The sequence below is a fragment of the Borrelia persica No12 genome (genome assembly GCF_000500045.1).
GTDB classification, from domain to species: Bacteria; Spirochaetota; Spirochaetia; order Borreliales; family Borreliaceae; genus Borrelia; species Borrelia persica.
Window position 1 is genome coordinate 1 of record NZ_AYOT01000093.1, and the last position, 1,577, is coordinate 1,577.

Below are 1,577 nucleotides of genomic sequence, written 5' to 3' on the forward strand. Positions count from 1 at the left end.
TGGATTAAAAGGAGTTACCCTATGCATATAACAACAAATAAAACAATCAATAGGATAAAACCTATGAATATAGTACCAAAAGATGAAAAAAATTTCAAATCAACAGGCACAAAAAGCCAAAGCAAATTAATACTAAAAAATCTTGTTGACTTAAATAAATACAAAACATCACCTGAAATAACAAACATACCCGTATCTCAGGTCAAATTACAAATAAGCAAAATGTTTAAACGATATAATAGGCTACTTAAGATTTATTGGGCAATAGATACTAAAAATAAAAACTATAAACAGTCAGGTGGTGCTGAAGAATACTCAGCAAGTGATATCTACAATATAGTAAGTAAACTATTAGAAAACGATGGCTATAAAAAGGTATGTAAACGAACTATTGGAAGAGACATAAAACTTCTAAATGAAGTCGGATTGATTAAATCCAAAATTAGAAGGATGGGAATAGAAAATGGAAGTATTTCTCACTATAAACAAAACATGGGACTTGCACACAAACACAAAGAAATAATTTTAGAATACTTAAAAGAACGCCTAAAAGAAAATTTAAAAGAAAAGAAAATCATTAGCGACTTTAATCAAGACATACAAAATACAATGCATAATTGTAGGACAAACTCTCAAAAAAAAGAAAGTCAACCTAACCTAAATGAACATAACAATACAACCGAAATGTCGCATGTCGAAATGTCCAATGTAATTAATAAAGCTAAAATAAGCAATATAAAAAAAGAGAATTCTATGGAGAATTCAGAAATGCTTTTGAAAAAAGCTGATTTTTATGAAAAAAAGAAAAGAGATTGCAAAATAATTAGGAAAGATGTCGAGACAAGACTGTTATCTGACTACAAAATTAGCAAAAAATATCTGAAGCAAATAAAAGAAAGGAGTAATAACGACCCGACATACATAAATGCGCTGTTAAATTTGGAGCAAGCAATAATTGATTATGGAATTGAGTACAACCTTGAAGACATTTTAGAACACTTTTTAAAGCAATTTGCAAATAGGTATAAACACAAAATATGGATGATGATGAAAAGGGAAGATGGGATAATAAGCGATTATGAAGTAATTTGGGAAGGTCGATTTAGAGACTGGTACTCAAACAAGTATAAAAAACGGCATGTTAAAAAAACTGTTTATGATGAAAGCATATGCATTGAAAAAAGTATTTCAAGAAAAGAAAGGGAAAAATCGTTAAAGAATGTGCGAATTTATAAAATAAGAGAAGCAAAGAAAAAAGTGGATCTGAAGAAAGAAGAGAAAAGCAAGCTAGAAAAAAAGAGACTGCAAGAATATTTGCAAAAGTTGTTTGCCAAAGAGGCAAAAGAGAGAAAAGAGAGGCTTAGGAGAGCAGAAAAGGAGCGAGCTCATTTAATGAACCGAATGAGAGAAAGCGTGTTGGTCAATTTGAAGAAAAATATGGGCAATAACGGACAATTGAACAAGAAAGATAGTTTCTTAAACAAAACGCCCCCAAACATTTTATCTGAGTCATTGTCAAGTGGGGATGTTGAACGTAAAGATGATTGTATAGGGTGTAGAACAGAAAATGAAATATT

1 protein-coding gene is annotated in these 1,577 nt (G+C 30.4%); it reads left to right on the plus strand.

Annotated features, from left to right (window positions below; translation table 11 throughout):
- Positions 1-21: 21 nt before the first annotated feature.
- A partial coding sequence (locus tag U881_RS11445; RefSeq protein WP_152520652.1) for a plasmid maintenance protein occupies positions 22-1,577 on the plus strand: 1,556 nt, incomplete at its 3' end.